We start from the raw sequence: 23,981 nt of genomic DNA on the forward strand, positions 1-23,981 counted from the left end.
CCGGAAATTGGCCGATCCGCAAAGCCCTCACGCGTCGTAATCGACCTTGACCCCGTCTCCCTTCGGGACGGATTGGCAGGTGAGAATATAGCCCGCGGCGATTTCCTCGTCGGTGAGGCCGTAGCGCGCGCCCATCTCGACATCGCCTTCGGTGACGCGGGCGCGGCAGGTGGCGCAGACCCCGGCCTTGCAGGCGAAGGGCGCGGGCAGACCCGCTTCGCGAGCGCTGTCGAGGATATTGTCGCCGTTGAATTCGACCTTGCGCGCGCGGCCGTCGAGCGTGACCCACATGTGGGTGCCCGAGGCCTGTTGCTTGGCCTGCGCCAATTGGGCGGCGACCGCCGCCGAAGGACGGCCCGCGGTGAATCGTTCGATATGGATGCGCGGCTTGTCCACCCCGGCATCGAGGAGCGCGGCTTCGGCGGCGTCCATCATCGGGCCCGGGCCGCAGATGAAATAGGATTCGACCGCCTTGGGGTCGCGGACGAGATCCTCGATCACCGCATCGCAGGTCTCGCGGTCGAGCATGCCGTTGAACAGGTCGACATCGCCCGCTTCCTCCGAGAGGAAGTGGAACAGTTCGAACCGGCCCATGTAGCGGTCCTTGAGGTCGCTCAATTGGTCGAGGAAAATGACGCTCGAGGAATCGCGGTTGCCGTAGAAGAGCGTGAAGCGCGCCTCGGGCTCGCGGGCGAGCGCGGTGCGCAGGAGGCTCATGATCGGGGTGATGCCCGAACCGCCGGCGAAGGCAACATAATGGCGCGGCGGCGCGGACTCGTCGAAATCATAAGTGAAGGAGCCGTGCGGGGGCAGGACGTCGAGACGGTCACCTTCCTTCAGATGGTCGCCCACCCAGTTGGAAAAGACCCCGCCAGCGATCCGTTTCACCGTGACCTTCAGCTGGCCTTCGTGCGGCGCGACGCAGAGCGAATAGTTGCGGCGGACTTCCTCGCCGTCGATCGTCGCCTTCAGCGTGAGATGCTGGCCCGCCTTGAAGGCGAAGGTCTCGGCCAATTCCTCGGGCACGGCGAAGCGGACCGAATTGGCGTCCTCGGTCTCGGGAGTGATCTCCGCGACCGTAAGTTCGTGGAAATGTTCGCTCATGCTACCACTTGGCGTCCGGATAGGTGCGCGGCAGGAACTGCATTACCGCGAGAAGATGGCCGAGATGTTCGCTGTGATGGCCGCGGCGGCCGCCGAGGATCGGGCGCTGGTCGGCGGGAGCTTCGAGCTGCGCTTCGGCGAGAATGTTCGCGAGCGCGGCGCGATAGTCGTCCTCGAACTCGCGCGGGTCGGCCGCGATGCCGCGTTCGATGAGTTCCTCGCGCTCCTTCGTGACTTCGAACAGTTCGGGGATGAAGCGCCAGTTCCAGTCGAGGCCGTCGGCCATTCGGCGGGCGCTTTCCTCGGTGCCGTCGCCGAGACGGATCACCCAGTCCGATGCCAGTTCGCGATGGTAGGCGACTTCCTTGACGCTCTTGGCGGCGATTTCGCGGACCTGCTGGTCGCTCGAGCCGGTGAGCCGTTCGAGGAGCATATGCTGCCAGGTCGAGAAGAGGAATTGGCGCGCCATCGTCTGGGCGAAATCGCCATTGGGCTGTTCGACCATCAGGCAGTTCTTGAAGTCGAGCACGTCGCGGTGGAAGGCCAGCGCGTCGGCATCCTTGCCGTCGAGGCACTCGGCGGCCGCGCCGAGCCAATTGGTGGCCTGTCCGATGAGGTCGAGGCCCATGTTGGCGAGGCTGAGATCGACTTCGACGCTGGGCGCGTGGCCGCACCATTCGCCGAGCCGTTGTCCGAGGATCAGCGCATCGTCGCCCAGTTCGAGGAGATAGTCGACGCTGGCCTGGTCGCGTTCGCGGGTGACGGGCGCGTCGAAGGCGCCTTCGTCCTTGCCGTCACGCGCCTTGGCGGCGGCGACGTCCTTCTTGTCGATGATCGGCGGGCTGGACATCAGATATGCTTCACCTCGTCAGGGATCTCGTAGAAGGTCGGGTGGCGATAGACCTTGTCGCGCGCGGGTTCGAAGGTCTGGCCCGCTTCGTCGGGATCGGAAGCGACGATGTCGTTCGACTTGACCACCCAGAGGCTGACGCCTTCCATGCGGCGGGTATAGGTGTCGCGGGCGTGGTGGAGCGCCATTTCCTCGTCCGGCGCGTGGACCGATCCGACATGGCGATGGGCCAATCCGCCCTTGGCGCGGACGAAAACTTCCCAGAGGGGCCAGTCATGGCCGGTCATGCGCGTCTCCCTTGTGACCGTGGATGGCGCGGAGCTTTACGCCCCTGCCCGAAGCGAAGGCAAGTGTCAGGCGACCTTCGCGGCGCGTTTCCTGGCGGCATGGGCGTCGGCGGCCTCGCGGACCCAGGCATTCTTTTCCCAGGCATCGCGGCGGGCCTTCATCCGCTCCTTGGCGACGGGGCCTTCGCCGCGCACCACGGCATAGAATTCCTCCCAGTCGATCTCGCCGAAGTCGTAGCCGCCCTTTTCCTCGTTCCAGGCGAGGTCGGAATCGGGAACGGTGAGGCCGAGGAATTCGGCCTGCGGAACGGTGATGTCGACGAATTTCTGCCGCAGTTCGTCATTGGTCTCGCGCTTGATGCGCCAGCGCATCGAGCGTTCGGTATTGGGCGACTTGTCGTCGGGCGGGCCGAACATCATGAGGCTGGGCCACCACCAGCGATTGAGCGCGTCCTGCGCCATGCGGCGCTGTTCCCCGGTGCCGTTGGCGAGCGCGATCATCGCTTCATAGCCCTGGCGCTGGTGGAAGCTTTCCTCCTTGCAGACGCGGACCATCGCGCGGGCATAGGGGCCGTAGCTGGTGCGCTGCAGGGGAACCTGGTTCATGATCGCCGCGCCGTCGACCAGCCAGCCGATCGCGGCGATATCCGCCCAGGTGAGCGTAGGATAGTTGAAGATGGTGCTGTACTTCGCCTTGCCCGAATGGAGAGCCTCGACCATCTCCTCGCGGCTGGTGCCGAGCGTCTCGGCGGCGCAATAGAGATAGAGGCCGTGCCCGGCTTCGTCCTGCACCTTGGCGAGGAGGATCGCCTTGCGCCGCAGCGACGGCGCGCGGGTGATCCAGTTGCCTTCGGGAAGCATGCCGACGATTTCCGAATGGGCGTGCTGCGAAATCTGGCGGACGAGGGTCTTTCGATAGGCCTCGGGCATCCAGTCCTTGGGTTCGATGAATTCGTCGGCGGCGACGCGCCGTTCGAATTCCTCCACCAGCGCGGGATCCTCGGCGCCGTCGATGGCGGTGACGTTGCGCTTGGGCTGCTTGTCCAGTTCGGTCGTGTACATGGCGCCTAGATAGGCATGAAACGGGGGATTTTCAATCCGATCCGAAGGCCCCCTTCAGCCCATGCGGGACGGGTCATTCATAATCCACGACGACTTCGATCGTGCCCTCATAGTCGCCCGAGGAATCGGGTTCGATGCGGATCGCGCCGCCGACCGCGAAGTCGAGGCCCTTGTTGCCATTGTTGGGCAATTGGATCCGGTCGGGACCGTCGGGCGTGAACGCGAGCCGCGAGCCGTCGATCGGATTGACGAGATCATTGGCGACGATGGTGACGATGACCGCGGCCTCCTTCGAGCCTTTGACATTATAGAGCGCGGGCATCGCCACCCCGCTGCAGGCAAGCGGAGCCGGACAATCGAGCGTTCCGTCCTGCCCGATGCTGATGGTGACCGGCGAAGCGATCGTGGGCACCGCGACCGTGCCGAAATCCAGGTCCTGCAGCGAAGTGAGCGAAAGCGGCTTGAGGACCTTCACCTTGACCTTGGCGCCCTGCGACTTGCCCTGCGCGCTCGCTTCGCCCGGCGCAGCGAAAAGCGCGCCTGCGAGTGAGAGTGTGGCAAATAGGTTCCGAAGCTGCATGGCCGCCTTTTCGAGCATCTGAGCATTTCGCTTGCCTGCCCTTTTGGCGATGCGTGGTAAAAAAGGCGTTAACCATGCGCCCTCAGCGCTGGGCGAGCGCCTCCTCGACCTGGCCGAGCCGGTCCTTGCCGAAATAGAGATCATCGCCGAGCAGGAAGGCGGGCACGCCAAAGGCGCCTTTTTCATAAGCCGCCTCGGTATGGGCGCGCAGCCGGTCCTTCACCGCCTGGTCGGCGGTCGCTTCGATCAGGCGGTCGGCATCGAGCCCGGCCTCGGCGAGCGAAGCGTGGAGCCGTTCGGGATCGTCGAGCTTGCGCGGCTCTTCCCACATGAAATGGAACAGCGCCTCGGCGAGGTCGGCCCGCTCCTCCTCTTTCGCGGCGCAGACGGTGCGCATCGCCATCACGCTGTTCACGGGAAAGTCGGGGTTCCAGCGGAAATTGTCGATGCCGTGCCGGTCCATGAAGCGGTGGAATTCCAGCCGTTCATAATCGAGCTTCTTCGGCACCTCAGCAAAGGCGACCATCGGTGCGCGGTTTCCGCTCAATTTGAACAGCCCGCCAAGAAGCACCGGGACATAGTCGAACCAGCGTCCGCTGCGCGCCTCCACCTCGGGCAGGACGCGGTGAACGAGATAGGCATTTGGACTGGCGACATCGAAGAGAAATTGGGGCGTCATCATCATGCCTTCCAAACCGGCGGGAGGACCCCGGACGAGCCCCCTGCCCGTCCCCTCGCCTCCGCCCTTTTTGGAGGATCGACACTAGACGCGGGCGCGCATGGTCGGCAAATCGCCCGCAAGACGTAGCGACCGATGGACGAGGGGGAGCCGAGGATGGAGACGATTCGCACCGAGAGAGACGGTCATGTGGTGACCATCACCTTGAACCGGCCCGACCGGCTCAACAGCTTTACCCGCGACATGCATGGCGAGTTGCAGGCGGCATTCGGGTCGCTCGGCGATGCCCGGGTGGTGATCCTGACCGGCGAGGGTCGCGGTTTCTGCGCGGGGCAGGATCTCAACGATCGCAATGTCGCGCCCGGCGAAGCGGTCGACCTGGGCGAGACGGTCGAGCAATGCTGGAACCCGCTCATCCGCCTACTCGCGACGATCGAGCAGCCGGTAATCGCCAAGGTCAATGGCGTGGCAGCGGGCGCGGGCGCAAATATCGCGCTGGCGTGCGACATAATCTTCGCGGCGCGTTCGGCCAAGTTCATCCAGAGTTTCTCGGCGCTGGGTCTCATTCCCGACAGCGGGGGCAGCTGGCACCTGCCGCGCCTTGTCGGCCAGCAGCGCGCGCTTGGTCTTGCGCTGACCGGCCAGCCGCTGATGGCCGAGGATGCCGAGCGCTGGGGCCTTATCTGGAAAGCGGTCGATGACGAACAGCTCGACGGGGAAGTCGAGAAGGTCGCGAAGAAGCTCGCCTCGTTGCCGCCGCTGGGGCTGGCGGCGATCAAGAAGATGATCCGCACCAGCTGGAGCCGGACGCTCGACGAGGAACTCGACCTTCAGCGCGACGAGATGCGGCGGCTCGGTTTCACCGAGGATTATCGCGAGGGCGTGGCCGCCTTCCTTGAAAAGCGCGAGCCGAGTTTCAGCGGACGCTAGCCAGCGCGGCCTCGATCCGGCTGACCGGCGAAGCGAAGAATTGCTGGACCATCGTGAAGGCGGCGACCGAGGCCGTCACGGCGAGAAGGCCCGCGACCGCATATTCGAACATCCGCGCCTGCTGACGGCTGCGCTCACCGCTGGGCGGGCGCCGTTCGTGGCGGCGATCGACCGCCAGGCCGAAGCTGCGCCGCCGCGCCGGGCGGTCGTTGATGATCGCGAAGACTTCCAGTTCGTCCTGCGTGCGGGCGCCGACCTTGCCCGCCTCGCTCCACATCACCTGCGCGACGATGACGTGGCGACCTCGGCGGATCTCGAGGAAATGCCCGCGCGAATAGGGTTCCTGGCAATGGAACATGAGGCCGTTGGCCGAGAGGTTGAGGATCGTGGCGTCATGCCAGTCCGTGCCCTTTCGCAATCGCGCCGGTACCATCGTGGGTACGCGCTCTTCACGAGCTTTCATCGGCAACATTCTCCCATCCGAGCATTGGATTGCGGGTGCCCGAGGGGTTAGGTCGCCATGCTGTCCGGAAGATTACCTCTCCGTCCGAAACGGTCCCTTCCGCGAAGGCGGTTGCCCCTGCCCCCGCCCGTTGGCTAGGGCATTCGGGCAGTCAGAAAGGCCAAGTGATGAAAACGATCGAACTGATGAATTATGCGCGCGGCGAATGGGTGTGCGGTGCGGGCGATCTGCGCCCGATCCCCAGCGCCATCGACGGAAGCGAAGTCGCGCGGACCGGTTCGGACGGCCTGGATTTCAAGGCCATGCTCGACCATGCGCGCAAGGTCGGCGGACCGGCGCTGCGGGCGATGACTTTCCATGAGCGGGCCTGGATGCTGAAGTCGCTCGGTCTCGCCATCATGGAGCGAAAAGAGGAGCTATATGCGCTCAATCCCCATTCGGGCGCGACGCGCAAGGACGGCTGGATCGACATCGACGGGGGTGCGCTGACGCTGCTCAGCTATTCGTCGAAGGGTCGCAAGGAACTCCCGGATGCCAAGGTCCTGCTCGACGGGGCGCTCGAACCCCTGTCGAAGGAAGGCAATTTCGTCGGCCAGCACATCCTTAGCCCGATGCAGGGCGCGGCGGTACATATCAACGCCTTCAACTTCCCCGTCTGGGGGATGCTCGAGAAGATGGCGCCGACGCTGCTTGCGGGAATGCCGTGCATCGTGAAGCCCGCGACCGCGACCAGCTATCTCACCGAAGCGGCGTTCCGCATCCTCATCGAGACGGGCGTGCTTCCCGACGGGGCGGTGCAGCTGATCGTCGGCGGGGTCGGCGACCTGTTCGAACATCTGAATGGTCAGGACATCGTCAGCTTCACCGGCTCGGCGCAGACCGCGGGCAAGCTCAAGAACCATCCTACCGTGCTGCGCGAGAGCGTGCGCTTCATCGCCGAGCAGGACAGCCTCAATGCCTCGATGCTGGGGCTCGATGCTGCGCCCGGCACGCCGGAGTTCGACCTGTTCATCCGCGAGGTCGTCACCGAGATGACGGTTAAGGCGGGGCAGAAATGCACCGCGATCCGCCGCGTGATGGCGCCCGCCGAGCATCTCGACGCGGTCGAGAAGGCGATCCGCGAGAAATTGGCGGCGATGACCATCGGCGATCCGCGCGAGAAGGAAACGCAGCTGGGCTGCCTTGTCAGCCGGTCACAGCGCGACGATGTGCGCGCCAAGGTGGCCGAACTGGTCGCGGGCGGTGCGCGGATCGTGCATGGCGATCCCGAGGCCGAGGTCGGCCCCGAGGGCGGCGCCGCGATTTCGCCCGTGCTGTTGCGCGCCGACGATCCCTGGAGCGCCGATGCTGTGCATGATGTCGAGGCCTTCGGGCCGGTCGCCACCGTGATGCCCTACCAGGACGTCGAGGATGCGATCGCGCTCGCCAATCGCGGCCAGGGGAGCCTGGCGCTTTCGCTGTTCAGCAATGACCGCGAACTGGCGGGACGCTTCATTCGCGGCGCGGCGGCCTTTCACGGGCGGATGCTGGTGATCAACCGTCACAATGGCCGCGAATCGACCGGTCATGGTTCTCCGCTTCCGGTACTCGTCCATGGCGGGCCGGGCCGTGCGGGCGGGTCGGAGGAAATGGGCGGGATCCGCGGAGTGAAACATTACATGCAGCGCACCGCGATCCAGTCGACGCCCGACATGATCGCGGCGATCAGCGATCAATATGTGCCCGGCGGACCCAAGCGGCTGATCGACACCCATCCCTTCAGGCTCAAGATGAGCGAATTGGAAATCGGCGACACGCTCAAGACCGAGAGCCGGACGGTGACGGTCGAGGATATCGAGCATTTCGCCGAGTTCACGGGCGACAATTTCTACGCCCATATGGACGAGGAAGCCGCCAAGGCCTCGCCCATATTCGAGGGGCGGGTCGCACATGGCTATCTTATCCTCAGCTTTGCCGCCGGGCTGTTCGTCCATCCCGACCCCGGCCCCGTGCTGGCCAATACGGGCCTCGAGAACCTGCGCTTCCTCACTCCGCTCTATCCCGGCGATAGCATGCGGGTCGAGCTGACCGTGCGGTCCAAGTCGATCAAGTCGGACGAAACCGGCGTGGTCAAATGGGCGGTCGAGATCTTCAACCAGAAGGACGAGATGGTCGCGACCTACGACCTTCTCACCGAGAACACTCCCTAGGCGAGATATCGTTGGCCGAATCAAAAGAGGCCCGGCGTGATGCCGGGCCTTTTCCGTTGGTGATGCAGTGAAGCCGTCAGAGCTTGGCGATGGCGTCTTCAACCAGCGCGGCGTCAGCCTTCTCGTCGTTCTTTTCGGCGATGATGCGCGCGGCTGCCGCGGTGGCCGCGTTGGCGGTGATCGCCTTCAGTTCGGCAATCGCCGCGCGCTGTTCGGACGCGATCTTGGCTTCGGCCATCGCCTTCTTGCGGGCGACCATGTCCTTGGCGTCGGCAGCAGCCTTGGCGACGATCGCGTCGGCATCCTGCTCGGCGCGGGCGACGATCGCGGCGGCATCCTTTTCGGCGGCCTTGGCCTTGGCTTCATATTCGGCCTTGAGCGCCTCGGCTTCCTCGCGGAGCTTTTTCGCTTCGTCGAGCTGCGCCTTGATCTCCTCGATCTTGACGTCGAGTGCCTTGCCGACCGCGCTCGGCACTTTCTTCCAGATCATCAGGCCGATGACGACTGCCATCGACAAGGCGACCCAGACCGCGCCGTCGGTGAAATAGCCGGCGCCTTCGGCGGCGAGCATCAGCTCAACCATGGTTCAGCTCCTTGGCCACCGCCTGGCGGGCGGCCTTTTCGTCGACGGCGAGCGGCGTAACCTTGCCGACCATGTCCGCCGCGGCCTGCGCTGCGACATCCTCGATCTCGGCCATCGCCGCGGCACGGGCCGCCGCGAGCGCCTCGGCGGCCTCGTCCAGCTTCTTGTTGATGCTGGTCTCGGCGCGCTTGAGGCTGGCCTCGGTCTTCTTGGCGGCGGTTGCCTTGGCTTCGGCCGTCAGGCGGCTCGCTTCGGCGCGGCTCCGGTCCATCGCTTCGCGATAGCCGTCTTCCAGCGCGTCGGCGCGTGCCTGAGCGGCCTCTGCCTCCTTGAGGTCAGCGGCGATCTGGCTGTCGCGCATTTCCACCGTCGACAGCACCTTGGGCAGCATGCCGTAGCCGATGACGATGACGGACAGCCCGAAGAAGATCGCCAGCCAGAACAGCTGCGATGCGTAGATTTCGCCGATTTGGGCAATCTGCGGCATGTGCCGACCCCTTGTATCCAGTTCGTAGTGGTTAGACGACGAAGAGGAGGATCATCGCAACGACGAACGCCAGCAGGCCGAGAAGTTCGGTCACGGCGAAGCCGATGAGGAGGCGGCCCTGCTGGCCGTCGGCGGCTGCCGGGTTGCGCAGCGCGCTCGAGAGGAAGCTGCCCCAGATGTTACCCACACCCAGCGCGGCCATGCCAACACCGATGGCGGCCAGACCGGCACCGATCAATTTTGCGGCTTCTGCGTCCATGTTGAAAAACTCCTAGTTGAAAATTCGATTAGTGAAGATTGATCGCATCGTTGAGATAGGAAGATGCGAGCAGAGCGAAAACATAGGCCTGGATGAAGGCGATCAGCACCTCGAGGAGGCTGATGCCGATCATCAGGATGAAACTGGGCACCGAGACGAAAGCCGCAGTGGCCGCGCCGGCCGCGCCGGCATTGATCACGAAGCCGGCCAGCACCTTCAGTAGCACATGGCCCGCGGTCATCGCCACGAACAGACGAACCGCGAGGCTGAAGGGGCGCACGAGGAAGCTGATCAGTTCGATGACGAAGATGATCGGGATCATCACGAGCGGCGTGCCGTGCGGCACGAACAGGCCGAAGAACTTGATGCCATGCGTTCCGAAGCCGACCACCAGGACGATGAGGAAGGTCGCCATGGCGAGGATCGCGGTGACGGTGAGGTGACTGGTGACCGTGAAGGCATGGACGCCGACCAGCGCGGTGGGCAGCATGCCGAGCATGTTGGCGAACAGGATGAACATGAACAGCGAGAAGATGTAGGGCACATATTTCCTGCCCTTTTCGCCGATATTGCTGTCGACCATGTCGCTGATGAAGCCGGTCACCCCTTCGACCGCCATCTGCCAGCGGCCGGGGATCAGTTCGCGCTTCATCCCGCCGAGCATGAACAGCCAGAGGACGAGCAGCGTGAGCGCCATCCACAATGCACTGTTGGTGAAGGGGATGGCGTAGCCCGCGATCTCCCACTCCTGGCCAAACAGGGGCGTCACCTCGAACTGGTGCATCGGATCGATTTTGCCCGATTCTTCTGCCACTTTGTCGTCCCGCGCTAAAAAACCATGTCCGACCAGCTATTTGCTGGCCACTCTGATGATGCTGTAAAAGCCGCCGAGGATCCCGAGGACCATCCCGACGACCAGCAGCAAATTGCCCGTGCCGAAGATGCGGTCCGCCGCATATCCGATCACCGTGCCGCCTATCAGGCCACCGATCAGCAGCGAGAAGACCCGATTGCCCAGCCGTTCGTTCTCGTCGGGCTTGGGCTGTTTCGATCCCGTCCGCTCCATCTCCCGCGCCTGCGCGCTTCGAAGCCGCTCTTCGAGCGAATCGATGCGTTCATCCTCGGGAGTCTTCACCGGTGCCGTATCGGGCTTTTTCTCGTCCATGTCCGCCTCCTTGAGAGATGCGCCAACCCTTGCGAAAAAGGCTGGCGCGGGGAGCATGGCTTCGAACAAGCCCGCCTAGGCGCCGCCCCTTTATGAAGGGGGCATGAGAGTGTCAACCGTCTGGACGGCCCTATCATGGCGCGGGCGCACCGTCATGCCGCACCGCAAGGCCGAGTGCGGGCGCCTAGCGCGCTCCGCCCGCCACCGCGCCGCAATAGTCGGGCAATGCGACAGGCTGGCCGGGAGCGCGGCGCTGCCAGCCTTCGGGAAGCTGGTACCAGCCTTTTTCGGGCGTGCGCGCCATGAGGTTGCATCCCGCGGTAATCCCGACTTCGCGCGGAGCGACCGAGCGGCGCTCGGCAAGCTGGCCGTAGAGCAGGCGGCGACGGATGTTGATGTCGCGCACCGCACGGCGCAGCGCATCCTCGGGCGTGGCGACGAAATCGAGATAGCCGTCATAGCGCTCGCCCACCTGGCCCTTGGCGATCGCTTCCCCGACCAGCCCGGCGGGCGTGGCGGACTGGGCGGCAAGGAGGAAGAGAGCGCCGATCACTCGGGCGTCTCCCGCGGTTCGTCGGGTACCTGCTCGGGCGCGGTCGGGAAGGCGTCGGGATTATCGGTGATGAGCGTATCGACCTCGCGGTCGAGACGCACGAGCACTTCCTGTTCGACGCGGACATTCAGATTGATGTCGATCGGCTTGTCGGGGGGATCGACGGTGATGCAGCCTCCCAGGGCAAGCGCAGGGCCTGCCAGCAATAGGTGTTTCTTCATGGCATGTCCTCCTTACGGACGTCGGGCAATGGTTGGTCTTCGGCGCGATCGGGCGCGGGTTCGCTATCCTTTTCGTGCCGCAGACGGCGGGTCTCGATGAGCGCATCCGGAATATTCTCGAGCGGCCCGGGCAGCACGTCGGCGATGAGCGGCTTGGGATCATCGAAGCTGCGCATGGTGGCGATGAGCGCGCGGAAGGGACCGCTGATCGTGACGTTGAGATTGACCGGGATGTTGCTGACCTGGCGAACGATGCGCGCGGCCGTGGTTTCGCCCAGCCGCACCCCGTCGATGTCCATGCGGGTTGCGAATTCGCCATCGAGATCGCCGTCGAGGCGGACGATCATCTTTTCATAGGCGATCGAGCGCAGCACGCTGGCGGCAAGGCGCGGGCCGAGGCTCAGCTTGCCGAGCGATCCGACATATTCGATCGTGCCGCCGCCTTCGCGCGCATCGAGGCGCCCGCCGACCAGCCGCCCGCCATCCTCGTCGAAGATGGTCGGAATGACGCCGTCGAAGATGCCGGTCATCCTGACCGTATTGTCGAATTCGAGCCGTTCGACGAACAAGGCGCTGTCGAAGGCGATGAGTTCGAAGGTCAGCCGCTTGTCGGCGGGCGCGCCGAAGTTGAGGATGGTTTCGCGCAGGATGAGCTGGCCGCCCATGAAGGGCCAGAGCCCGCGCTCCACCTTCACCAACTGGCCCGGGAGAAGCTGGTAGGTGACCACCCCGTCATTGACGGGAATACCGGGGTTGACGAGATCGACGGTGAGGCGCTGGCCGGGGCCGGTGACGAGATTGAGGAGATCGGTGAACACGATCCGCGTGTCGAGCCCTTCGACCGGGCCGAAGCTGGCCGCGAAATCGGCATCACTTATGTCGAAGGTACCGGTCGAGACGACTTCGGGGCCGCCCCAGGCGATGCGCCCCACGCCTTCGACATCGGCGGTGACGAGCGCGATCACGCCCTGCGTGAGCGGCGTGAGTTCCTCGGGCTGGAGCCCTTCGTCGAAACGGATGCCCGGCACCTTCAAATCGGCTTCGCCGAGGCCGGTGTCGAGCGAATGGTGGATGGCGACATCCATGATGTGCCGCCCGCTATAGGGATGCAGCAGGCTCCCCGTCGCCTCGATCTGGTCGTCGATGAGGGTGAAGACAACATCCTCGCTGATGAGCGGGTAGAAACGCACTTCCTCGGCACGGTCGCTGACCGTGAGGTCGCCGACAATCGACAGTTCGCCGTCGATCACCTGCCAGATGCCGAGGATCTCGCTCAATTCGAGCGGCACGTCGCCGATGATCGCGGTGCCGCCCGCGATGGTGCCATTGACGCCGGGGCCGTCGAAGGTGCCTTTCACTTCCTCGCCCGTCAGGCGGACGGGGCTGGTCGCGCTTCCCATCACCGCATTGACATTGGCCAAGCGGAAATATTCGCCGCCGACCAGTTCGCCCCGCTCGGCATCGAGCGCAAAGGGATTGCCCCCCAGCTGGCCGCGGAGGCGGATATTGCCGCTGGTGAAGCCGATATCGACTCCGCGACCGCTGCCACGCACGATTGCGCCGTTCTTCGCGCAGAGCGACATCCGGCCCGGCCCCAGGCGCAAGCCGCTGGCGCGCAGGCTGCGGAAGGCGACCGGGGTGCAGCCCTCGGCAATGCGGAAGCTGCCGTCGGGGGCGATGCGTCCGGCGAGCGGCAGTTCGACACCTTCGATACGCCCGCCCGAGAAGGGGCCGGACAGGCGGGCCCGCCCATTGAAGAGGATCGTTCCCGATGCCTGCTGGCGGAAACGCAGCCGGTCGAGGTCGATGCTGGCATTGCCCGCGGTGTAGGGCGCGGTTTCGAGGATGCCGCTGGGACCATCGGGGCCCGGCGGGTCATCGAGGATGAGGCGCATCTGGGGAAGATCGCCCCCCGAGAGGCGCAGCGGTCCGGTCATGCGCAGCGCGCGCCCGTCCCACATCGCGATGCCGTCGAGCGCGAGGCGGGCGCCCGCGTCGGCGCGCGCCTCGAAGCGCGTGAGCCTTGCGTTGAAGGCATCCTCGCCCTGCTCGACGCGGAAAGCGAGATCGGCGTCGAAGCCCGCGAGATTGCGCTGAAGGGCGCGGGCGAGCTTGGCGCCGATGGGTTCGAGCGGGGTTTTGCGAAGACCGCTCACCGCATCGACCATATTGCCGAGCAGCGCGGCATCGACCGCGGCGTCGCTTGCGGCGGCGCGTCCTTCGAACAGATAGGTGCCCTTTTTCAGATTGGCGCGCCATGCGCCCGAGGAGGTCAGGCGCCGGACCGTGGCGAGATCCTCGCGGCTGGCCTGGCCGCGCAGGCGATACTGGCCCTTGAGTTCATCGAGCGGGCCTTCGGCAGTCAGCCGGGCGCGCACGTCCCCTGCCGCGATGCCGCCTGTAGCAAGGCGCCGTGCCGAGAGAAGCGCACGCGAATCGTAGAAGCGGTCGAAGCCTTCGCTGACCGTGGCGTCGAGTTCGACGATGGGCGCGGCGAGCGAGAAGGCCTTGCCGCAGGCCAGTTGCGCGGCGCGCACGGGGCCATCCAGGCTGATCCGGCGCGCCGCGATCGCGACGTCGAGAAGCGCGCGGGCACCGTCGCTTTCGCAGGCGCCGAATTCCATGTCGGGCGCCGAGGCGGCGAGCTTGCCCTTGAAGCCGCCGCTCAAATTGCCGACGCCGTGCGCGGCGATGCCCACCGGACCGTAAGGTGTGATGAGCGCGAGGCGCGAATCGGCAAGATCGACCGAGAGGTCCGGGAGGGTGAAGGGCTTGCCGCTGGGTTCGGGCAGCAAGCGGTCGATCGCGCCGAAAGTGAGCGTGCCATCCTCGAGCAGCCGTGCGCGGGCGCGCACGCCGCGGGCCTTGACGCGATAGACGCTGACTTCGCCGAACAGGCTGATGCGGGTCTTCAGTTCGACGAAATCGGCAACGAGGTCGGGATCGGCGGGATCGCCGAGCCGGAGGTTGCGGATGCGCTGGGTGCGCAGGCCCACCCGTTCGAGATCGTAGCTGGCGGGAACGTCCTTGTTGGCGAGCTGGTCGGCGATGAGATCGTCGACGATCGGGCGGCGCTGGGTCCAGGCGACGAGCGCGGCAATGAGCATGACGAGTAGGAGCACGACCGCCGTTCGTTTGGCGGCGCGCCTTTTGCGGCCGCGCCGGCGCGGCTGGATTTCACCCTCGTCACTCACAAAAGGCTTAAATCCCGCCTGTCCGTTCCGTTCCCGAAGCGAACTTGATTGGCACCCGTCCCGTCCCTAAGCAATCGAAATGGCTGACAACCCCAACAAGGGGCATCGCGCCCGATTGCGTATGCGTCTGTTCGAGGGGGGCGAAAAGGCTCTCCACGACCATGAACTCGTCGAATATCTCCTCGCGCTCGCGATTCCGCGGCGCGATACCAAGGGGCTCGCCAAGGAACTGCTGGCCAAGTTCGGGGATATCGGGCGCCTCCTGGGCGCCGATGCCGACACGCTTCGCCGCGAGGGACTGTCCGAGGGGGTGATCGGCACGCTCAAGATCGCCGAAGCGAGCGCGCGGCGGCTGCTCGAGACCAAAATCGAGGGGCGGCCGCTCCTTACCAATTTCGATGCACTGGGCGATTATCTGCAGGCGACCATGGCGCACCGCGCGACCGAGGAAGTGCGCGTCCTCTTTCTCAACGCCAAGAACATGCTCATCGCCAACGAGGCGATGTGGACCGGCTCGGTCGATGAAAGTTCGGTCCATGTGCGCGAGATCATTGCCCGCGCGATTGCCTTGGGCGCGACCGGCCTCATCCTCGTCCACAACCATCCGTCGGGCGATCCCCAGCCCAGCCCGCAGGATATCTGCCTCACCCGAGAGCTGACCGACGCGGCGCGGCACATGAAGATCGCGGTGCATGACCATGTCATCGTCGCGGGCGGCGGGCGCGTGTCGCTGCGCGCCGAGGGGCTGATCTGATTGTAAGCGGAGGCTGGCGCTGCTAGGCGCGCGGCGAACCCACAGCCAGAACGAGGATTCGCATGGTCCCCCGCTACGCCCGCCCCGAGATGACCGCCATCTGGGAGGCCAAGAACCGCTTTTTCATCTGGTGGCAGATCGAGGTTTTCGCCGCCGAGGCGATGGGGAAAATCGGGATGATCCCCGCCGAGGACGCGGCGACGATCCGCAAGGCCTATGACGACAATGCAATCGGCGAGATCGATGTCGAGGCGATCGACGAGATCGAGAAGGTCACCAAGCATGACGTCATCGCCTTCCTGACCTGGGCGGGCGAAAAGCTGGGTCCCGAGCGGCGCTGGCTGCACCAGGGGATGACCTCTTCGGACGTTCTCGACACCAGCCTTGCGGTGCAGCTGACGCAGGCCGCCGACATCCTCATCGCCGATCTCGAACAATTGCTCGAGGTGCTCAAGCGGCGGGCGTTCGAGCACAAGCTAACCCCGACGATCGGGCGCAGCCATGGCATCCATGCCGAGCCGGTGACCTTCGGGCTGAAGATGGCGCAGGCCTATGCCGAGTTCGACCGCAACCTTTCCCGCCTCAAGGCGGCGCGCGAGGAAATCGCCACCTGCGCGATTTCGGGCGCGGTCGGCACCTTTGCCAATGTCGACCCGCGGGTCGAGGAGCATGTCGCGAAGGAATTGGGACTGACCCCCGAGCCGACCTCGACGCAGGTCATTCCGCGCGACCGCCACGCCGCCTTCTTCGCCACGCTGGGCGTGATCGCCTCGTCGATCGAGCGGCTTGCGGTCGAGGTTCGCCATCTCCAGCGCACCGAAGTGCTCGAGGCCGAGGAATATTTCTCCAAGGGGCAGAAGGGCTCCTCGGCGATGCCGCACAAGCGCAATCCCATCCTCACCGAAAATCTCACCGGGCTGGCGCGCATGGTACGCTCCGCCGTGGTGCCCGCGATGGAGAATGTCGCACTTTGGCACGAGCGGGACATCTCGCATTCCTCGGTCGAGCGTTTCATCGGTCCCGATGCCACCATCACGCTGGATTTCGCGCTCGCGCGGCTGACCGGGGTGATGGACAAACTGCTCGTCTACCCCGAGCGGATGATGAAGAATATGGACCGCATGGGCGGGCTCATCCATTCTCAGCGGGTGCTGCTGGCGCTGACGCAGGCGGGGCTGAGCCGCGAGGATGCCTATGCGATCGTCCAGCGAAACGCGATGAAGGTGTGGCAGTCGGATGGCGAGCTGCAACTGCTTGACCTGCTCAAGGCCGATCGCGACGTGACCGAGCGCATCGCGCCCGAAAAGCTCGAGGAAAGTTTCGACCTCGACTATCACCTTCGCCGGGTCGACACGATCTTCGAGCGGGTGTTCGGCGAAGGGGCGACGGCGGATTGAGCGCGCGCGCAGCCCTCAAGTCCGCGACGCGGTCGGCCCATGAGCGGCTCGACGCGCATTTTTCCCGCTACGACCTGTCCTCGAAAGGGGGTTATGCCGCTTTCCTGAGCGCGCATGCCGCCGCTTATCTGCCTGTCGAGCAGGCGTTGACCCGAAGCGGGATCGGGCGGCTCCTTCCCTGCTGGGAAGAGATGCGGCGCGGACATCTCCTGGTCGAGGACGTGCGGGAAATGGGCATGGCGTTGCCCTCGCCCGTGCCCGCGCCCGAACTTGACGGCGATGCCGCGCTTCTGGGAGCGGCCTATGTGCTCGAAGGGTCGCGGCTGGGCGGCAAGCTGCTCGGTCCGGCGGTGGGCGCGGGCTTTCCCGCCCGGTTCCTTTCACACCGCTCTCCCATGCGCTGGGGCGAATTCGTTGCGATTCTCGAGGACAATCTCTATCCATCGGGACGAATGGACCTGGCAGTCGATGCGGCGCGCGCGACTTTCGGGGCGTTTTTCGATGCGGCCCGGGTTTGCGCAAGCGGGGACGAATGAACAAGGCGGAAGAGTTCGGTACGGTCGATCTGACCAATTGCGATCGCGAGCCCATTCACCTGCTGGGCGCGATCCAGCCGGTGGGCTTTCTGCTGGCGCTGTCCACGGACTGGATGGTTGCCCGCTGTTCGGCCAATATCGGCGAATTCTTCGACACCAGCCCCGATGATTTGATCGGCAGTCCTGCAAGCCAGATCCTCAGCGGCGATGCGATCCACAGCCTTCGCAACCGGCTGGCCCTGCTGCGCAGCGAGAATGCAATCGAACGGCTGTTCAACAAGCAGCTTTCCGAAGCGAGCGAACAAAGGTTCGATGTCGCCATCCACATGTCCGACGGGCAGATCATCGTCGAGGGCGAGCCGTCGAGCGAGAAGGATTATGGCGACGCCACCGGCACCGTACGGTCGATGATGGTGCGGCTCGACGATGCCGAGGACATGGATGCCTTTTTCCGCGAAGGCGCACGGCAGATCCGCGCCCTCACCGGCTTCGACCGGGTGATGGTCTATCGCTTCGACGAGGACGGATCGGGCGAAGTGGTCGCCGAAGCGGCGCGAAACGGGATCGGCAGCTTTCTTGGCCTCCATTATCCGCCTTCGGACATTCCCAAGCAGGCGCGTGCACTCTACTTGCGCTCGCTCCTGCGGGTGATCACCGACATCGATGCCGAGCCGGTGCCGATCCTTCCCGAACAGGGACCGGGCGGCAAGCCGCTCGACCTGTCGCTGTCGGTGCTGCGCGCGGTCTCGCCCATTCATATCGAATATCTGCGGAACATGGGGGTCTCCTCCTCCATGTCGATTTCGATCGTGGTCGAGGGGGAATTGTGGGGGCTGATTGCCTGCCACCATTATACGCCGCGCTGCCCGAGCTTCGAGCGGCGGTCGGTGGCCGAACTGTTCGCCCAATTGTTCGCGATGCGGATCGAGACCCGCGAACGCAAGGAAATCGCCGCCTACGAACGGCGCGCGCGCGACGTCTCCGACCGGCTGTTGGGCGCCGTGGCCTCCGACGAGGGAATGCTCAAGGATCCTGACTGGCTCGCCGACATCATCACCGATGCCATTCCCGCCGACGGCGTGGGTGTATGGATCAACGGCAGCTATGCCTTTTCGGGCCAGACCCCCGATACCGAGCAGTTCGCGCGGATCATCCGCACCTTGAATACGACTGCCGCGGGCGAGGTTTTCGCAACCGACCATATCGCTTCGATCCTGCCTTCGGCCAGGGAGGAGAGCATGGCGGCGAGCGGGCTCTTGTCGATCCCGATCAGCCGGGTGCCGCGCGATTATGTCGTGCTGTTCCGGGGCGAGCGTGTGCGCTCGATGCGCTGGGCAGGCAATCCCGAAAAACCGATCGAATATGGCCCCAACGGCGCGCGCTTGACGCCGCGCGAAAGCTTTGCCGAATGGAAGCAGCTGGTCGAGGGGCGCAGCATACCTTGGACCGATAGCGAATTGCGGGTCGCCGACACCCTTCGCGCCACGCTGATCGAAGTGGTGCTGCGCATGTCGGACGAAGCCAATCAGGAGCGCAAGGCGGCTTCGGACCGGCAGGAAGTGCTGATCGCCGAACTCAATCACCGCGTGCGCAATATCCTGTCGCTCATCCGCGGGCTCATCCGCCAGTCGAAGCCCGAGAAGGGTACCAGCGTCGAGGAGTTCGTTTCGCTGATCGACGGGCGCGTCCATGCGCTGGCGCGCGCGCACAACCAGATCACCGACGAGGTCTGGGGTCCGGCGCGCTTCCGCCAGCTGATCGATGCCGAGATCGCGGCCTTTCTCGACAAGCAGAAAGACCAGGTTGATGTGCATGGCGAACCGGTCCTTCTGAAGCCGCAGGCCTATTCGACCATGGCGCTGGTCATCCACGAACTGGTCACCAACAGCGCCAAATATGGCAGCCTGTCGACCAAGGGCCGTGTCGATATCAGCTGGCAGCGCGACGATGAGGGCAATCTTCTTATCGACTGGATCGAGAAGGACGGGCCCAAGGTTACCCCGCCCAAGCGCAAGGGGTTCGGCACCACCATCATCGGGCATAGCGTTCCCTACGACCTCGGCGGGAAGGCCGCGCTCAACTATCACCAAGATGGATTGCAGGCGCATTTCGTCATTCCCGCGCACCATGTCTCGATCCCGACCGAAGCCGAACGGGATGCGCCGCTGCCGCCGATGACCTCCTCGCGGCCAGGCGCGCCGAAGGAGCCGGTGGATTCGACCTTGCTCAACGGAAAGGACGTGCTGCTGGTCGAGGACAGCCTCATCATCGCGCTCGATGCCGAGGACATTCTCGAGCGGCTGGGCGCGCGCAGCGTGGTGACCGAGGCGACGGTCGATGGCGCGCTTGCGGCGATCGACCGCAAGCTTCCGAGCTTCGCCTTGCTCGACATCAACCTTGGCGACCGCTTCAGCTTTGCCATTGCCGACGTACTCGAGAAGAAGGGCGTGCCCTTCCTCTTTGCCACCGGATATGGCGCGCAGGCCAAGATGCCCGAGAAGCATGCCGGCCGGACCGTGATGCAGAAACCCTATACGCTCGAATCGATGAGCCGGCGGTTGAAGGAATTCCTTCGCTAAGGCTGATCCTCAGCGCGGCTTGTAGTCGGTGCTTCCGGTGAGGCTTTTGTAGACCGCCTCGATGAACTTGGGGCCGGTGATAAAGCCTTCGCCCACTTCGTATCCGGCGGTGAGATTGCGCGCCTGCAACTCATCGAGCGTCTCGCCATTGTCCACGCCCTGCTGCACCCGGTCGCGCAGCGCGACGAGCATGTCGTGATAGGCGGCAAGATCGGCGCGGTCGGCGAGCGGGCCGTGGCCCGGGATAATCACGGTTTCGGCATCGCTATGGTCGAGGACGCGCTTGGCGGTGGCGATGAGGCCGTCGATCGATCCGCCCGCGGTCAAGTCGATATAGGGCCAGGTGACCTTGTTGAAGAAAGTGTCGCCCATGTGGACGACATTGGCGTTTCGGAAACCAACGATGCTGTCGCCGTCGGTATGGGCATGGTGGACGTGGAAGATGTGGATTTCCTCGCCATTCCAGTGGAGATTGACCCCCGAGGCGAAGGTGAGCACCGGTAGGCCGCCCGTCCCCTCGCCTTCTTCCAGTGCTTCGGCGAGGCGCGCGCGGACATTGTGGTGCGCCATGATGATCGCACCCGCCTTGCCGAGATTCTCGTTCCCGCCGGTGTGATCGCCATGATAATGGGTGTTGAGGACGAAGCGCACCGGGCCATGGCCGAGGTCGTCCACCGCGGCGAGGATCTTGTCGGTGAGGCCCGCGAACTGGTCGTCGATGAGCACCACGCCATCCTCGCCATGGCTGACCCCGATATTGCCGCCCTGCCCGAACATCACCGCGACGCCGGGCGCGACTTCGCGCACCTCGATAACCCTGTCGGCGAAACGGTCCTGCGCCCCGGCGGGCGCGGACAGCATGGCAAGAGCGGCGAGAGCCGGAGCGATATGACGCATGATCGAAGTCCCCTGTTTTTTACAGGAGCGTAACGATGTCGGAACGCGGCCTGTTCCCTATTTGTCGAAGAGGCCCGCGATGCGGCTGAAGAAGCTCTTCGCCTGCGGGCATTCGTCGCCCGTCTCGGTCTCGCGGAACTGGCAGAGAAGGTCCTTCTGCTCCTTCGACAGCTTGGTCGGGGTCTCGACGAGGATGCGGGCGACCATGTCGCCGCGCCCGCGTCCCTGCAGGACGCTCATCCCCGCGCCGCGGCGGCGGATCGTCTCGCCCGACTGGGTTCCGGCGGGAATCCTGATTTCGATCTTCTCGCCATCGACGCCCGGCACGCTGATCTCTCCGCCCAGCGCCGCGGTGGTGAAGCTGACCGGGCATTCGGCGATCAGCGTGGTGCCGTCGCGGTGGAAGATCGGGTGCCGCTTCATGTGGATGAAGAGATAAAGGTCGCCGCTGGGCGAGCCGCGCACGCCCGCTTCACCTTCGCCCGCGACGCGGATGCGGGTGCCCTCGTCGACGCCCGCTGGAATGTTGACGTTGATCTTGCGCTTCTTGAGCGAGCGGCCCTCGCCGTCGCAGGCGGGACAGGGATCGGAGACCGTCTGGCCCGAGCCCTGGCAAGTCGCGCAGGTGCGTTCGACGAGGAAGAAGCCTTGCTGCGCGCGCACGCGACCCGCGCCGCCGCAGCTCTGGCACGTCTGGGGCACCGAGGAACCGCGCGAGCCATTGCCTTCGCACGGCTCGCAGGTCGCGAGCGCATTGACGGTGATGGTCTTCTCGCTGCCTGCGAAGGCCTCTTCGAGCGTGAGGTCGAGATCGTAGCGCAGGTCCGAACCGCGGCCGACATTGCCGCCGCGCCCGCGCCCGCCGCGCTGACCATCCATGAAATCGCCGAAGATCGACGAGAAAATGTCGGAAAAGTCGGGATTTCCTCCGCCGAAGGGATCGTGGCCGGGGCCGCCATTTTCGAAGGCCGCCTTGCCAAAACGGTCGTAGGCCGCGCGCTTCTGCGGGTCCTTCAGGCAGTCATAGGCCTCATTGACGGCCTTGAACTTGGCCTCGTTTTCCTTGCAGCCGCCGTGGCGGTCGGGATGATATTGCTTCGCCAGCCGCCGATAGGCGCTCTTGATCGTCGCGCCGTCGGCATCGCGCGACACGCCCAGCAGTTCATAATAATCGGTCTGGACCATGGCCCGCTAATCCCCCGCCCCCGAAGGGCATGCGGCGCCGGGCGCGAAATCGCCCGGCGCCGCCTTCACCACATTACGCCTTTTCGTCTTCATCGACTTCCGAATATTCGGCGTCGACGACTTCCTCGTCGTCCGCCGACCCTTCGGTCGAGGCATCGTCGGCAGCGCTTTCGCCCGCTTCGGGGCCGCCTGCCGCCTGCTCCTGCTCATAGATGGCCTGGCCGAGCTTCATGCCCGCCTGGGCAAGCGCTTCGGTCTTGGTCTTCATGGCATCGACATCATTGGCCTCGACGGCTTCCTTGGCTTCCTTCACCGCATTCTCGATCTCGGTGCGGGTCGCTTCGTCAACCTTGTCGCCATGCTCGGAAAGCTGCTTTTCGGTCGCGTGGATGAGGCTTTCGGCCTGGTTCTTGGCTTCCGCGCCTTCCTTGCGCTTCTTGTCTTCCTCGGCGAACTGTTCGGCTTCCTTGACCATCTTCTCGATGTCATCCTCGGAAAGGCCGCCCGATGCCTGGATGCGGATCTGCTGTTCCTTGCCGGTGCCCTTGTCCTTGGCACTGACGTTGACGATGCCGTTGGCGTCGATGTCGAAAGTGACTTCGATCTGCGGCACGCCGCGCTGTGCGGGCGGGATGCCGACGAGGTCGAACTGGCCGAGAAGCTTGTTGTCGGCCGCCATTTCGCGTTCGCCCTGGAAGACCCGGATCGTCACCGCATTCTGATTGTCCTCGGCGGTCGAGAAGGTCTGCGACTTCTTCGTGGGGATGGTCGTGTTGCGGTCGATCATTCGGGTGAACACCCCGCCGAGCGTCTCGATGCCGAGCGACAGCGGAGTGACGTCGAGAAGCAGCACGTCCTTGACGTCGCCCTGGAGCACGCCCGCCTGGATGGCGGCGCCCATTGCAACGACTTCGTCGGGGTTTACGCCGGTGTGCGGCTTCTTGCCGAAGAATTTCTCGACGGTTTCGCGAACCAGCGGCATGCGGGTCATGCCGCCGACGAGCACGACTTCATCGACTTCGTCGACCTTGATGCCCGCGTCCTTCAGCGCCTTCTTGGTCGGCTCGAGTGTCTTCTTGACGAGATCGCCGACGAGCTTTTCCAGGTCGGCGCGCGAAATGGGTTCGACGAGGTGCAGCGGGGTCGAGCTGCCGCCTTCCATGCGCGCGGTGATGAAGGGCTGGTTGACCTCCGTGGTCTGCGCCGAGGAGAGTTCGATCTTCGCCTTTTCGGCCGCTTCCTTGAGGCGCTGGAGCGCGAGGCGGTCCTTGCGAAGGTCGATATTCTCCTTCTCCCTGAACTTGTCGGCGAGATATTCGACGATCGCGGCGTCGAAATCCTCACCCCCGAGGAAGGTGTCGCCATTGGTCGACTTCACCTCGAAGACGCCATCGCCGATCTCGAGGATCGAGATGTCGAAGGTGCCGCCGCCAAGGTCGTAGACGGCGATCGTCTTGCCGTCTTCCTTGTCCATGCCATAGGCGAGCGCGGCCGCTGTCGGTTCGTTGATGATGCGCAGCACTTCGAGGCCCGCGATCTTGCCCGCGTCCTTGGTCGCCTGGCGCTGGGCGTCGTTGAAATAGGCAGGCACGGTAATCACCGCCTGGGTCACGGTCTCGCCGAGATATGCCTCGGCGGTTTCCTTCATCTTCTGGAGCGTGAAAGCCGAAATCTGGCTGGGCGAATATTCCTCGCCGCCGGCCTTGACCCATGCATCGCCATTGGGCCCCTTGACGATTTCATAGGGGACCAGCTCGGTATCCTTCTTGGTGATCGGGTCATCGAAACGGCGCCCGATGAGGCGCTTCACGGCGAAAACCGTATTGTCCGGATTGGTGACGGCCTGGCGCTTGGCCGGCTGTCCGACAAGACGCTCGCCATCCTTGGTGAAGGCGACGATCGACGGCGTGGTGCGCGCACCTTCGCTATTCTCGATGACCTTGGGCTTGCCGCCTTCCATCACGGCAACCGCACTGTTCGTGGTGCCAAGGTCGATACCAATCACTTTGGCCATATTTCCATTCCCT

The 23,981-nt window shown here is 64.7% G+C and carries 24 protein-coding genes; 6 read left to right on the forward strand and 18 right to left on the reverse strand.

Going from position 1 to position 23,981, the window contains the following annotated elements; genetic code table 11:
* Positions 1–27: 27 nt before the first annotated feature.
* From FHS50_RS05520 to FHS50_RS05545, 6 genes are all read right to left on the reverse strand, one after another.
* Positions 28–1,104, reverse strand: a complete 1,077-nt coding sequence (locus FHS50_RS05520) for a ferredoxin--NADP reductase (RefSeq protein WP_183933349.1) — start codon at positions 1,102–1,104, stop codon at positions 28–30.
* A gap of 1 nt (position 1,105) precedes the next feature.
* Positions 1,106–1,954 carry a 1,2-phenylacetyl-CoA epoxidase subunit PaaC gene (gene paaC, locus FHS50_RS05525; protein ID WP_183933350.1) on the reverse strand — a complete coding sequence of 283 codons (849 nt, stop codon included), beginning with the start codon at positions 1,952–1,954 and terminating at the stop codon, positions 1,106–1,108.
* On the reverse strand, positions 1,954–2,241 hold the full coding sequence (gene paaB, locus FHS50_RS05530; RefSeq protein ID WP_183933351.1) for a 1,2-phenylacetyl-CoA epoxidase subunit PaaB: 288 nt from the start codon (positions 2,239–2,241) through the stop codon (positions 1,954–1,956). Before paaB ends, paaC begins: the two co-directional genes overlap by 1 nt.
* A 66-nt stretch (positions 2,242–2,307) precedes the next feature.
* A complete protein-coding gene (paaA, locus tag FHS50_RS05535) occupies positions 2,308–3,303 on the reverse strand; it encodes a 1,2-phenylacetyl-CoA epoxidase subunit PaaA (RefSeq protein ID WP_183933352.1) in 996 nt (331 codons plus the stop codon).
* Between the two features lie 73 nt (positions 3,304–3,376).
* Positions 3,377–3,883 (reverse strand): DUF4402 domain-containing protein, encoded by a 507-nt coding sequence (locus FHS50_RS05540; RefSeq protein WP_183933353.1) that lies wholly within the window; start codon positions 3,881–3,883, stop codon positions 3,377–3,379.
* An 82-nt stretch (positions 3,884–3,965) separates the two neighbouring features.
* On the reverse strand, positions 3,966–4,568 hold the full coding sequence (locus FHS50_RS05545; RefSeq protein ID WP_221184833.1) for a 2-hydroxychromene-2-carboxylate isomerase: 603 nt from the start codon (positions 4,566–4,568) through the stop codon (positions 3,966–3,968).
* Between the two features lie 150 nt (positions 4,569–4,718).
* Here FHS50_RS05545 and paaG point away from each other — a divergent pair, with 150 nt between their 5' ends.
* Positions 4,719–5,492 carry a 2-(1,2-epoxy-1,2-dihydrophenyl)acetyl-CoA isomerase PaaG gene (paaG, locus tag FHS50_RS05550; RefSeq protein WP_183933354.1) on the forward strand — a complete coding sequence of 258 codons (774 nt, stop codon included), beginning with the start codon at positions 4,719–4,721 and terminating at the stop codon, positions 5,490–5,492.
* Here the strand turns inward: paaG and FHS50_RS05555 are convergent.
* The gene (locus FHS50_RS05555; RefSeq protein ID WP_183933355.1) at positions 5,479–5,955 is read right to left on the reverse strand and encodes a PilZ domain-containing protein; all 477 of its coding nucleotides are present in this window, start codon (positions 5,953–5,955) and stop codon (positions 5,479–5,481) included. The genes paaG and FHS50_RS05555 overlap by 14 nt on opposite strands.
* Before the next feature lie 167 nt (positions 5,956–6,122).
* Between FHS50_RS05555 and paaZ the strand changes: the two genes are divergently transcribed.
* A complete protein-coding gene (gene paaZ, locus FHS50_RS05560; RefSeq protein WP_183933356.1) occupies positions 6,123–8,144 on the forward strand; it encodes a phenylacetic acid degradation bifunctional protein PaaZ in 2,022 nt (673 codons plus the stop codon).
* A gap of 76 nt (positions 8,145–8,220) precedes the next feature.
* Here the strand turns inward: paaZ and FHS50_RS05565 are convergent, their stop codons facing one another.
* The 8 genes from FHS50_RS05565 to FHS50_RS10825 all read right to left on the reverse strand — a co-directional run bounded on the left by FHS50_RS05565 (position 8,221) and on the right by FHS50_RS10825 (position 14,534).
* Positions 8,221–8,727, reverse strand: a complete 507-nt coding sequence (locus tag FHS50_RS05565) for a F0F1 ATP synthase subunit B family protein (protein WP_183933357.1) — start codon at positions 8,725–8,727, stop codon at positions 8,221–8,223.
* A complete protein-coding gene (locus FHS50_RS05570; RefSeq protein ID WP_183933358.1) occupies positions 8,720–9,214 on the reverse strand; it encodes a F0F1 ATP synthase subunit B family protein in 495 nt (164 codons plus the stop codon). Before FHS50_RS05570 ends, FHS50_RS05565 begins: the two co-directional genes overlap by 8 nt.
* Before the next feature lie 31 nt (positions 9,215–9,245).
* On the reverse strand, positions 9,246–9,473 hold the full coding sequence (locus tag FHS50_RS05575) for a F0F1 ATP synthase subunit C (RefSeq protein WP_183933359.1): 228 nt from the start codon (positions 9,471–9,473) through the stop codon (positions 9,246–9,248).
* 28 nt (positions 9,474–9,501) lie between these two features.
* On the reverse strand, positions 9,502–10,287 hold the full coding sequence (locus tag FHS50_RS05580; protein ID WP_183933360.1) for a F0F1 ATP synthase subunit A: 786 nt from the start codon (positions 10,285–10,287) through the stop codon (positions 9,502–9,504).
* 36 nt (positions 10,288–10,323) lie between these two features.
* Positions 10,324–10,638, reverse strand: coding sequence for an AtpZ/AtpI family protein (locus FHS50_RS05585; protein ID WP_183933361.1), 315 nt, complete (start codon positions 10,636–10,638; stop codon positions 10,324–10,326).
* A 184-nt stretch (positions 10,639–10,822) separates the two neighbouring features.
* Positions 10,823–11,191 carry a YdbL family probable chaperone protein gene (locus tag FHS50_RS05590; protein ID WP_183933362.1) on the reverse strand — a complete coding sequence of 123 codons (369 nt, stop codon included), beginning with the start codon at positions 11,189–11,191 and terminating at the stop codon, positions 10,823–10,825.
* Positions 11,188–11,412, reverse strand: a complete 225-nt coding sequence (locus FHS50_RS05595) for a YnbE family lipoprotein (RefSeq protein ID WP_183933363.1) — start codon at positions 11,410–11,412, stop codon at positions 11,188–11,190. Before FHS50_RS05595 ends, FHS50_RS05590 begins: the two co-directional genes overlap by 4 nt.
* Positions 11,409–14,534, reverse strand: coding sequence for an intermembrane phospholipid transport protein YdbH family protein (locus FHS50_RS10825; protein WP_183933364.1), 3,126 nt, complete (start codon positions 14,532–14,534; stop codon positions 11,409–11,411). The genes FHS50_RS05595 and FHS50_RS10825 overlap by 4 nt, the downstream gene beginning before the upstream one ends.
* Positions 14,535–14,685: 151 nt before the next feature.
* On the opposite strand from FHS50_RS10825, the gene radC reads away from it, so the two are divergent.
* The 4 genes from radC to FHS50_RS05620 all read left to right on the forward strand — a co-directional run bounded on the left by radC (position 14,686) and on the right by FHS50_RS05620 (position 19,872).
* Positions 14,686–15,360: a RadC family protein gene (gene radC, locus FHS50_RS05605; protein WP_183933365.1), complete on the forward strand. Its 675-nt coding sequence runs from the start codon at positions 14,686–14,688 to the stop codon at positions 15,358–15,360.
* Positions 15,361–15,422: 62 nt separating this feature from the next.
* Positions 15,423–16,757 carry an adenylosuccinate lyase gene (gene purB, locus FHS50_RS05610; protein WP_183933366.1) on the forward strand — a complete coding sequence of 445 codons (1,335 nt, stop codon included), beginning with the start codon at positions 15,423–15,425 and terminating at the stop codon, positions 16,755–16,757.
* Positions 16,754–17,293: a biliverdin-producing heme oxygenase gene (locus FHS50_RS05615; RefSeq protein WP_183933367.1), complete on the forward strand. Its 540-nt coding sequence runs from the start codon at positions 16,754–16,756 to the stop codon at positions 17,291–17,293. The genes purB and FHS50_RS05615 overlap by 4 nt, the downstream gene beginning before the upstream one ends.
* Complete coding sequence (locus FHS50_RS05620; protein WP_183933368.1) at positions 17,290–19,872, forward strand: HWE histidine kinase domain-containing protein; 2,583 nt, start codon at positions 17,290–17,292, stop codon at positions 19,870–19,872. The genes FHS50_RS05615 and FHS50_RS05620 overlap by 4 nt, the downstream gene beginning before the upstream one ends.
* 9 nt (positions 19,873–19,881) lie before the next feature.
* On the opposite strand, the gene FHS50_RS05625 is transcribed toward FHS50_RS05620, so the two are convergent.
* The 3 genes from FHS50_RS05625 to dnaK form a co-directional block, all read right to left on the reverse strand.
* The gene (locus tag FHS50_RS05625) at positions 19,882–20,769 is read right to left on the reverse strand and encodes an MBL fold metallo-hydrolase (protein ID WP_183933369.1); all 888 of its coding nucleotides are present in this window, start codon (positions 20,767–20,769) and stop codon (positions 19,882–19,884) included.
* A 57-nt stretch (positions 20,770–20,826) separates the two neighbouring features.
* Entirely contained in the window at positions 20,827–21,954 is a 1,128-nt protein-coding gene (gene dnaJ / locus FHS50_RS05630) for a molecular chaperone DnaJ (RefSeq protein WP_183933370.1), read from the reverse strand.
* Positions 21,955–22,027: 73 nt separating this feature from the next.
* Positions 22,028–23,968: a molecular chaperone DnaK gene (gene dnaK / locus FHS50_RS05635; RefSeq protein ID WP_183933371.1), complete on the reverse strand. Its 1,941-nt coding sequence runs from the start codon at positions 23,966–23,968 to the stop codon at positions 22,028–22,030.
* Positions 23,969–23,981 lie beyond the last annotated feature (13 nt).

Source organism: Sphingomicrobium lutaoense (assembly GCF_014195685.1).
Classification (GTDB): Bacteria; Pseudomonadota; Alphaproteobacteria; order Sphingomonadales; family Sphingomonadaceae; genus Sphingomicrobium; species Sphingomicrobium lutaoense.

Bases quoted from the DNA above. Each gene is read 5' to 3' on its own strand.
- FHS50_RS05520 (WP_183933349.1), bottom strand. From the start codon at position 1,104: ATGAGCGAACATTTCCACGAACTTACGGTCGCGGAGATCACTCCCGAG.
- paaC (WP_183933350.1), bottom strand. From the start codon at position 1,954: ATGTCCAGCCCGCCGATCATCGACAAGAAGGACGTCGCCGCCGCCAAG.
- paaB (WP_183933351.1), bottom strand. From the start codon at position 2,241: ATGACCGGCCATGACTGGCCCCTCTGGGAAGTTTTCGTCCGCGCCAAG.
- paaA (WP_183933352.1), bottom strand. From the start codon at position 3,303: ATGTACACGACCGAACTGGACAAGCAGCCCAAGCGCAACGTCACCGCC.
- FHS50_RS05540 (WP_183933353.1), bottom strand. From the start codon at position 3,883: ATGCAGCTTCGGAACCTATTTGCCACACTCTCACTCGCAGGCGCGCTT.
- FHS50_RS05545 (WP_221184833.1), bottom strand. From the start codon at position 4,568: ATGATGATGACGCCCCAATTTCTCTTCGATGTCGCCAGTCCAAATGCC.
- paaG (WP_183933354.1), top strand. From the start codon at position 4,719: ATGGAGACGATTCGCACCGAGAGAGACGGTCATGTGGTGACCATCACC.
- FHS50_RS05555 (WP_183933355.1), bottom strand. From the start codon at position 5,955: ATGAAAGCTCGTGAAGAGCGCGTACCCACGATGGTACCGGCGCGATTG.
- paaZ (WP_183933356.1), top strand. From the start codon at position 6,123: ATGAAAACGATCGAACTGATGAATTATGCGCGCGGCGAATGGGTGTGC.
- FHS50_RS05565 (WP_183933357.1), bottom strand. From the start codon at position 8,727: ATGGTTGAGCTGATGCTCGCCGCCGAAGGCGCCGGCTATTTCACCGAC.
- FHS50_RS05570 (WP_183933358.1), bottom strand. From the start codon at position 9,214: ATGCCGCAGATTGCCCAAATCGGCGAAATCTACGCATCGCAGCTGTTC.
- FHS50_RS05575 (WP_183933359.1), bottom strand. From the start codon at position 9,473: ATGGACGCAGAAGCCGCAAAATTGATCGGTGCCGGTCTGGCCGCCATC.
- FHS50_RS05585 (WP_183933361.1), bottom strand. From the start codon at position 10,638: ATGGACGAGAAAAAGCCCGATACGGCACCGGTGAAGACTCCCGAGGAT.
- FHS50_RS05595 (WP_183933363.1), bottom strand. From the start codon at position 11,412: ATGAAGAAACACCTATTGCTGGCAGGCCCTGCGCTTGCCCTGGGAGGC.
- radC (WP_183933365.1), top strand. From the start codon at position 14,686: ATGGCTGACAACCCCAACAAGGGGCATCGCGCCCGATTGCGTATGCGT.
- purB (WP_183933366.1), top strand. From the start codon at position 15,423: ATGGTCCCCCGCTACGCCCGCCCCGAGATGACCGCCATCTGGGAGGCC.
- FHS50_RS05620 (WP_183933368.1), top strand. From the start codon at position 17,290: ATGAACAAGGCGGAAGAGTTCGGTACGGTCGATCTGACCAATTGCGAT.
- FHS50_RS05625 (WP_183933369.1), bottom strand. From the start codon at position 20,769: ATGCGTCATATCGCTCCGGCTCTCGCCGCTCTTGCCATGCTGTCCGCG.
- dnaJ (WP_183933370.1), bottom strand. From the start codon at position 21,954: ATGGTCCAGACCGATTATTATGAACTGCTGGGCGTGTCGCGCGATGCC.
- dnaK (WP_183933371.1), bottom strand. From the start codon at position 23,968: ATGGCCAAAGTGATTGGTATCGACCTTGGCACCACGAACAGTGCGGTT.